At 59.5% G+C, this 8,119-nt stretch carries 9 protein-coding genes and 2 pseudogenes; 9 read left to right on the top strand and 2 right to left on the bottom strand.

The features are described from left to right. Positions 1 to 407 precede the first annotated feature (407 nt). The 9 genes from OQZ28_RS16650 (at position 408) to OQZ28_RS16690 (ending at position 6,959) form a co-directional block, all read left to right on the top strand. A complete protein-coding gene (locus OQZ28_RS16650; protein WP_039998265.1) occupies positions 408 to 1,463 on the top strand; it encodes an aromatic ring-hydroxylating oxygenase subunit alpha in 1,056 nt (351 codons plus the stop codon). 5 nt (positions 1,464 to 1,468) lie between these two features. Then, entirely contained in the window at positions 1,469 to 2,290 is an 822-nt protein-coding gene (locus OQZ28_RS16655; RefSeq protein ID WP_197603280.1) for a hypothetical protein, read from the top strand. Next, positions 2,287 to 2,820 carry a Rieske 2Fe-2S domain-containing protein gene (locus OQZ28_RS16660; RefSeq protein ID WP_007396222.1) on the top strand — a complete coding sequence of 178 codons (534 nt, stop codon included), beginning with the start codon at positions 2,287 to 2,289 and terminating at the stop codon, positions 2,818 to 2,820. Before OQZ28_RS16655 ends, OQZ28_RS16660 begins: the two co-directional genes overlap by 4 nt. After that, positions 2,817 to 3,458: a glutathione S-transferase family protein gene (locus OQZ28_RS16665; RefSeq protein ID WP_007396221.1), complete on the top strand. Its 642-nt coding sequence runs from the start codon at positions 2,817 to 2,819 to the stop codon at positions 3,456 to 3,458. The genes OQZ28_RS16660 and OQZ28_RS16665 overlap by 4 nt, the downstream gene beginning before the upstream one ends. Continuing rightward, positions 3,455 to 4,402, top strand: coding sequence for a PDR/VanB family oxidoreductase (locus OQZ28_RS16670; RefSeq protein WP_458136668.1), 948 nt, complete (start codon positions 3,455 to 3,457; stop codon positions 4,400 to 4,402). The genes OQZ28_RS16665 and OQZ28_RS16670 overlap by 4 nt, the downstream gene beginning before the upstream one ends. A 1-nt stretch (position 4,403) precedes the next feature. Next, complete coding sequence (locus OQZ28_RS16675) at positions 4,404 to 4,637, top strand: hypothetical protein (RefSeq protein WP_039998264.1); 234 nt, start codon at positions 4,404 to 4,406, stop codon at positions 4,635 to 4,637. A 110-nt stretch (positions 4,638 to 4,747) separates the two neighbouring features. Continuing rightward, positions 4,748 to 5,419 carry a Rieske (2Fe-2S) protein gene (locus OQZ28_RS16680; RefSeq protein ID WP_007396218.1) on the top strand — a complete coding sequence of 224 codons (672 nt, stop codon included), beginning with the start codon at positions 4,748 to 4,750 and terminating at the stop codon, positions 5,417 to 5,419. Between the two features lie 57 nt (positions 5,420 to 5,476). Continuing rightward, positions 5,477 to 6,331 carry an aromatic ring-hydroxylating oxygenase subunit alpha gene (locus OQZ28_RS16685; RefSeq protein WP_007396217.1) on the top strand — a complete coding sequence of 285 codons (855 nt, stop codon included), beginning with the start codon at positions 5,477 to 5,479 and terminating at the stop codon, positions 6,329 to 6,331. A 1-nt stretch (position 6,332) separates the two neighbouring features. Continuing rightward, positions 6,333 to 6,959 carry a glutathione S-transferase family protein gene (locus OQZ28_RS16690; protein WP_007396216.1) on the top strand — a complete coding sequence of 209 codons (627 nt, stop codon included), beginning with the start codon at positions 6,333 to 6,335 and terminating at the stop codon, positions 6,957 to 6,959. A gap of 386 nt (positions 6,960 to 7,345) precedes the next feature. Here OQZ28_RS16690 and OQZ28_RS16695 read toward each other — a convergent pair. Further along, a pseudogene (locus OQZ28_RS16695) lies at positions 7,346 to 7,926 on the bottom strand (alcohol dehydrogenase catalytic domain-containing protein); the annotation flags it as partial. Positions 7,927 to 7,991: 65 nt separating this feature from the next. Next, a pseudogene (locus tag OQZ28_RS16700) lies at positions 7,992 to 8,119 on the bottom strand (IS481 family transposase); the annotation flags it as partial.

The raw sequence follows: 8,119 nt of genomic DNA on the forward strand, positions 1-8,119 counted from the left end.
AGCCGGTAACAGCTCCCAATCTGCTCAAAACGCAGACCGGATGCCATCGCAAAAACCGTCAATCAAATCGCCAAAAGCCAGAAATTACCCGCCAAGCACATCAATCAACGGTTCTTCGATCCCTCCAAGCCGAAGCGCGAAAGCACCTGCAATCGCTTTGAAAATCTGGGTCGAAGAGTACACGGAAGCAGGGGCATGTTCTCGGTAAAAAGTCGCATTCAGCGACGGGCAAAGGTTGACTGCCGGATTGCGAATCGTCGCCTGTTCGGCAGTGCTACCCAGCGTTTCCGAATTGTCGTTCAAAATCCGAAACGAAAAGTACAATTTAATGCACTTTTTGAAACGCGCCGCCTTCCGTTAGGCTTTTATGAAGCAACTATTACAACGGTAGCTAACCGGGGGGAATAATGAACGCTTTGACTCCACTCACCGCAGATCAAAGCTATCTGCGCCATTTCTGGCATCCTGTCGCAACCGTGAACGAACTCGAGGCTGCAGATCCGGCAGGCAACGGTCCGATCGGTAGGACGCTTCTTGACGAACCGCTGGTCATCGCGAAGCTGAACGGAAAATACGTCGCCATGCGAGACCGCTGCGCGCATCGCTACGCGAAACTGTCCGTCGGGAAGGTGCTTGAGAACAACCGTATCCAATGCCCGTATCACGGCTGGGAATATGGTGCCAGCGGCCGCTGCGAACTTATGCCGGCCTGTCCCAGCGACGCGATCCCGAAAAAGGCGTTTACGCCCGCATATGCCTGCGAAGAGCGGTACGGAATCATCTGGGTCCGCCTCGACAGCTCGTGGGATTGCACGAACATCCCTTACTGCGAAGCTTGGGAAAACCCCGAATTCAAGCGTCAAATCATCGCGGAGCCCTACAACTGGGACAGCTCGGCCGAACGCCGCTGGGAAAACTTCACCGATTTTTCGCACTTCGCCTATGTGCATCCGGGCACCCTCTATGACCCGGCATATTCGGAACCGGCGATCGTGCCCGTTGACCGCGTGGGCGGCGAACTTCGCTTCTTCATGGAGCCGGGCCGCGACATGCTGGACACGCTGCCGGACGATAGCCCGCTGGGAAGCTGGAACTACCGGAACTCCATGCCGTTCAGCGTCAACCTGTCGATCAGGTTGTACAAGAACGACAAGCCTTTCCTTCTCTGGACCACCTCCAGCCCGACCTCACAGAACTCGTGCCGCAACTTCATGATCATCGCGCATACCGAGGACGACTTGCCCGATAGCCAGCCGCTCGACTTCCAGAAGCTCGTCTTGGCGGAAGACCAGCCGGTCATCGAGACGCAGCCTGGCCCGATCTACCTGGACGAGGTTTCGCTGCCGACGGACAAGATCTCGAACCAGTACCGGAAATGGCTGCGCGAACTATCCACTGCCGCGGCAAAGGGCGAAGAAGCGTTCAAAGCGGCCCTGTTCACCGACGTCACCGAAAGCAAGTGACCGACATGAGCGCACGTGAAGACGCTGTGGTTTGGAACCGTTGGTACCCACTCGGGTCGCCAACGGACATCCGGCGGAGGAATGCGACAAGGACCCGGCTTCTGGGCCATGACATCGACCTGGAAATCCACAAGACTTGGATTTCCGCGTCGAGCGACTCCCGCCCTTTGCCAGTGACGGAGCGGCTGGGATATGTCTGGACAAGCCTTGGCAAGCCCGACGGACCTCCACAGCAGCTGCTGGAATATTACGAGGTTGATCGCTTGGTCATGAACATCTGGTCCACGCCCATAAAGTGTTCGGGCCTGCGGATCGTGGACAACGTGATCGACAACGCGCATTTCCCCTTCCTGCATCCCAACATCCTGGGCGACGAGAATCACCTGGATTTGGTTCCGGGAGAGGCCAGCGTCGATGCAGCAGGGGCGTTGTGGCTGAAGTCGCAGAAGGCCTGGCTGCCGCTGACGAACTCGGTCGCAGAATACACCTACCGGATTTCGGACCCGTATTCGGTGGTTCTTTTCATCCATCGCCCAACGACACCGGGTCGATACGACTATCTCGGCATCTTCGCACAGCCTTTGGATGAAGAAAACTTCATCGCGCACAAGTTGCTTGCCTGGATAAGGGAAGACTGGATGGACGAGCGCCAGTTGAAAGCTGACCAGCAGAGCATCTCGGCGCAGGACAAGTATGTTCTCGAGCGGCATGTCCACAAGAAGCTGCCGCTCAACGGCGCGGAAACCTCCATCGAGGTGGACAGCTCTTCGCTGAGCTACCGCGAATGGTTGCGGGCCAACCATGTAACCTATGGAGCGATGACATGACCTCGTATGTTGTTGCACTTGAAAAAGACGTCCGCGACTATTCGATCGTCAGGTCGATGATGGGCGACAAGCCCCTGGTCATCTGGCGGGGCGCCAGCGGCGCGATCAACGTCTGGCTGGATCGCTGCCCCCACCGCTTCGTAAGGCTCAGCGCCGGACGGAACATGGGTGGATACCTCGAAGGCGTGTATCACGGCTGGCAGTTCGAGGAATCAGGCAAGGTGATGCTGGTTCCCGCGATGCAGGGACGCCCGGCCCACGACATAAGTGCGACCGTCTATTCCACGGCCGTGGCGGGCGGCTTTGTCTGGGCGAGCGAGGAAGAATGCTCTCCCTCGGGCAGTGCAGGCGAGCCGTGCTATCCAGTCCACATCGCGGCGCCGGTCGATCAGGTCAGGCTGCATGTCGATTCCAGCGTCGATCATCTTACCCCTTGGGGCGTCGATGGGTCGATGGTTTACCCGACAGGCGATCCGGCGCAAAGGCGCGCGGAATTGTCAGCGATCAGGCGCAGATTGGAGGAGTCATGATACAGTTCCATGACTATCCACTTTCTGGGAACTGCTTCAAGGTCCGGTTCCTACTGGAGCAGCTTGGCCTGGAATACCAGTCGATCCTTGTCGACTTTTATCCGGGATACGAGCACAAGTCGCCGCGTTTCCTTAACATAAACCCGCTGGGACAGCTTCCGGCCATCATGGATAAAGGTCGAGCGGTTCGCGATGCGCAGGCCATCCTGGTCTACCTTGCCGCCGCTTACGACAAGTCCGGCAAATGGTTTCCGCGCGACCACCAGGGCGAGGTCTATCAATGGCTCGCCTTCGCGGACCAGCTGACGGGCTCCATTTCGGCTGCACGGCTACATGATGCGATGTTCTATCGGCTGGACGTGAGCAAGGCCCGGACCGAAGGCATCAAGCTGCTGCGGATCATCGACGAGCATCTCTGGTTCGCCGAAAAAGACGGCCATGACTGGCTGCTGCCGTTGCCGCATCCGACCATCGCGGATGTCGCGTGCCTTCCCTACATTGCACTTGCCGAAGAAGGTGGCATCGACTTGGCTCCGTTTTTCTCCGTCTCGCGGTGGATGGAGCGCTTCATGAGACTCGAGAATTTCAAGCCAATGCCCGGCATGATGCCTCTTCAAATGCCGAAGGAAACGCCATGAACACTCAACGGGTAAAGATCAGGCGGATTGTAGAGCAGACGCCGGAAATCCGTTCATACGAACTGGTCCCCTGCGATGGATCGTCCGTCAAGTTCACACCAGGCGACCATATCGACGTCTGCGTCGGCGACGGCATCGTCCGCCAGTACTCGCTCTGGAACGCCCCCAAGGACTGCGATGCCTATCACATCGGCGTCAAGCGCGAAACAAACGGCCGGGGCGGATCGGCTGCGATGCACGCGCTGAACGAGGGCGACGAGATCGAGGTGGGCCTGCCACGGAACAACTTCGAGCTTCGGTCGGACGAGGGTCCGGTGATCCTGATCGCCGGGGGCATCGGCATCACCCCGGTGCTGGCGATGGCGCGCCATCTTCAGTCCGTGAACCGCAAATGCGTCTTGCACCTGTTCGCCCGAAGCGCCGAACATGTGCCGTTCAAAAGCGAACTCACAGCTCTGGACGAGGCTCCGGTCTATCTTGGCCTTGTTCCGCCGACGCTCAACGCAGTTCTGACCGGGATCCTGTCCAATCCGCCCGCCGATGCTCGCCTGTATTTCTGCGGACCCGGACCCTTTATGGACCTGATCGAGCAACTGGCGAAGAACTGCGGCTGGAAAAGCGACCGCGTCCACCTGGAACGGTTCAGCGTCGATGCGGCCACGCTGGAACTCGACGGCTACAGCTTCGAGGTGGTGCTGCAGAAATCGGGCGTCACCCTGACAGTCGAGGAAGACCAGACCATCATCGGCGCGATGGAGGCTGCCGGGCTGGAGCCGATGACATCCTGCGAACAGGGGGTTTGCGGCACCTGCCTGACAACCGTTCTTGAGGGCGAACCAGATCACCGCGATTTCTACCTCAATCCGACCGAGAAGGAATCCGGGACGCTGATCCTGCCTTGCGTGTCGCGTTGCAAGGGCAAGAAGCTGGTGCTGGACCTATGACATGGTAACGCGGCGCGTATCTCTTGAGGGAGCACTCAAGACCGAGTCCTGCCTTGCCATGGTTAGCCACTTTGCTCGGCGCCTTTCGTTGTCGAGCACGGTCACAAGCGCGACCCCCAGTTACATCACGCTGATTCTGACCGGGGATGAACGCCTTATCGACATGTTCGAGATTGCCTGCTGGCTGGGGCCGGACGACGTGAACATCGACACAATTACGCTTGAGACCGTTTGACGCGGTACAGAACCGAAGCCCGGCACCGCGAAGGACGCTGAAATGGACGGGCTGGATTATAGCCCAACCAACCAGTGTCCAGGGCTGAAAACACAGAAATGGGGAGTAGAATGAAACCATCAGAACTGGAAGCCGGGTGGTTCCCTGCCGGGCTTCAGAACTATGTCCTTCCGAAGACGGCAGGACGTGTCGTAATCGCCGACAACGACATCGCTCTGTGGCGCGGCGAGGACGGCCAGATCCGCGCATGGGAAAACAGGTGTCCCCACCGGGGCATGCGCCTGTCCTACGGCATCGTCCGCGGCAACACGCTGACCTGTCTGTATCACGGCTGGTCATACGACGGAGCTGGCGCCTGCGCGGGCATCCCGGCGCATCCCGAACTGACCCCACCCAAGACGATCCGCGCCAAGGCCTATCGCGCGGCGGATTCCGGCGGGTTCATCTGGGTTGCAAACCCGGGCGAGACGACGGCGGCGCCATCGATCGACGGCGACTGGGTTCCCAACCGCTCGGTCCATATCGACCTTGCCCCGACCAGCCTGAATGAGCTTGCCGAAGGCATTGGCGCCGAACTGGTGTCGAAGATCACCGATCACGCCGCGATCGTCCGCGTTCCCGAAGTGAAGGGAAAAGTCCTTTTGGCGTTCCTGGACATGAAGGAACACGGGGCGATGATCCACACCTCGGTTCCGGCCAGTGCATCGGAGAATGTCGCGATCGCCGTCAGCAAGCTGTCCACCCGTCTGCGACAGGTATTCAAGGCGTCAAGCGCCGCTTAATAGGCATCGCAGCCTAGCAAGTTGATCGTCTCACTTCGACAAGCGAGGAGAAACACTATGACACCCGACACTTTCACCCGTTCGCAATGGTATGCAATCGGCCGCCTTCCCGATTTCGAAGGTGCGGAAGCGAAACCCGTCCGACTGCTTTCGCAGGATCTGACCGTGAGCGACGCAGCTGGCGTTCTTTCGGTGAACGATGCCGATGGGCGCAGCCTTCTGACGCAGATCCGCTACGGCCATCTCTGGACCACGCTGAGCGATACGCCGCGCCCGCTTTACGACGTGCCGGAGTTCGACGAGCCGGACCGGCGTCTTGTGACCGCTGGCGGCGTGGGCGTTCGCTGCTCGGGACTGCGCTGCGTGGAAAACTTCCTCGACATGGCGCATTTTCCCTTCGTCCACACCGACATCCTCGGCGTGGAAGAGCATCCGAGCGTCGAGAGCTACGACGTCAGCATGGATGCGGAAAAGGATGAAATCTGGGCGACCAAATGCAAATTCTTCCAGCCCATGGCTTCGGCGGCGGCATCGGGCGGCCAGATGACCGAATACAAGTATCGCGTCCCGCATCCCTATTCGACGATCCTGTACAAGACCTGCCCGATCCGAGAGGATGTCTGGGATCTGGTCGGGCTGTTCATCCAGCCCGTGGAAGAGGACGAGTGTATCGTCCACTCGTTCATTCTGGTCTTTGACGAGGAAAACACCGACACTGGCCTTCTCCACTTCCAGCAGAACATCTTCCTGCAGGACCGGATGATCCTCGAGAACCAGGTTCCCCGGAAGCTGCCGCTCGATCCCCGTTGGGAATTGCCGACCCGCGCGGACGCGTCCTCGATCGCCTACCGCCGCTGGCTGAAGGCCAATGAACTTCAGTGGGGGGTCGCCCTCTTCAACGAGGCGGCATGAGATGAAGCTGTTCGACTATGTCCTGTCCGGAAATTGCTACAAGATACGGTTGTTGCTGGATTTTCTTGAGCTTTCTCATGAAAAGCAAGCCGTGGACTTCTTTCCGGGTCGTGAACACAAGTCCGATGCATTCCTCCAGATAAATCCGCTGGGACAGATCCCGGTGCTGGAGGACGACGGAGCCTATATCCGGGATGCGCAGGCCATTCTCGTGCATCTCGCCTCGCGCTACGATCCGACAGGAACGTGGTGGCCGGTCAACGATCCGTCCCAACTGGGTCGGGTCGCGCAATGGCTGGCCTTCGCGGACAGCATCACGTCCACGGCCTCGGCCGCGCGGCTTCATGATGTGCTGGGCTACGATCTCGACGTGGCGCAGGCAAGGGCCGGCGCTCACAAGCTGTTCCGTGTCCTGGATGATCATCTGGCCAATCAGGAGCTGCAAGGGTTCAACTGGATCGCGGGATCACGCCCCACGGTGGCGGATATCGCGTGCTTCCCCTATGTGGCGCTGGCAGGGGACGGCGGCATCGAGCTGTTCTACTACCCAGCGATCCAACGCTGGATACGCAGGTTTGTCAATCTTCCGCGCTTCAAGCTGATGCCGGGAATCAACATCTTCGACTGACCTGTCAGACTGGCAAGACCGGGAACGTCACCTGTCATCAGGATGTCGTGCCCGGTCATTTTGATGACCTTCCCGCGCCAGCAGTAGCCAGGCCGATCCGCGTCTGGCGGAGGTGCGGGACTCTCGGCCGTTCCGTGCTGGCGACGGAAACGACCAGCGGCTAATTTGTCGCTGCAAACCACAAACTGCCACGCCAAGGCGAGTAGAACCGGAACGTGGCAGCCGGATTGCAACCCGCGCGCCACATCCATTCCGGGTATCGTCGCCCTGCCTCCGATCAGGCAGAGGACGACACACGCTCTTGCACGGCATTGGATGGCTTGTGCAGCCTGCTACGCTTCGCCGTTGCGCAGGATCGTTTCGATACGCTGCGCATCCGACTTCGACAGGCGCAGGCCCTGAATGACGTTCAGCCCGATGCCGCCCAGACCGAAAACGACGGCCTTGGCGCCGATTTCCACCTTGGCGGTGTTGATGACGGCACCGATGCCGGTGGTCACGCCGCAGCCGATATAGCAGATCTTGTCGAAGGGCGCGTCCTCGCGGACCTTCGCCACGGCGATTTATGGATCGGCGTGCCGTCGGGCAGCGAAAAGCGCGAGGTGCCGTCGGGCATCAGGCCCTGACCCTGCGTGGCGCGGATCCGGGTGCAGAGGTTGGTCTTGCCCGACAGGCAGGACGCGCATTCGCGGCATTCGGGGGTATAGAGCGGAATCACATGGTCGCCCGGCTTGACCGAGGTGACGCCCGGGCCGACCTCGACCACGATACCGGCGCCTTCATGGCCCAGAATGGCCGGAAAGATGCCTTCCGGGTCCGCGCCGGAGCGGGTGAATTCGTCCGTGTGGCAGATGCCGGTGGCTTTGATTTCGACCATCACCTCGCCGGCCTTGGGGCCTTCAAGATTGACCTCCATGACTTCCAGCGGTTTGCCGGCATCAAGGGCCACGGCGGCGCGGGTTTTCATCGTCTGCTCCTTCGTTCCACGCTTGTCCATTAATGCGGACAGGCGATCTTCGCGTGTTAAGGATGTTAGGTGTTTAGTCCCGGGATTTGATGGGTTGGGTTGATGATGAATCGATCTGGTTCTGAAGTCCATATTTTGCAGATGTATTCATAGGGCGTGAGACCGTTGAGGGTTTTGAGCCTTCGCCCGAAAT

The organism is Komagataeibacter sp. NFXK3 (assembly GCF_054182245.1).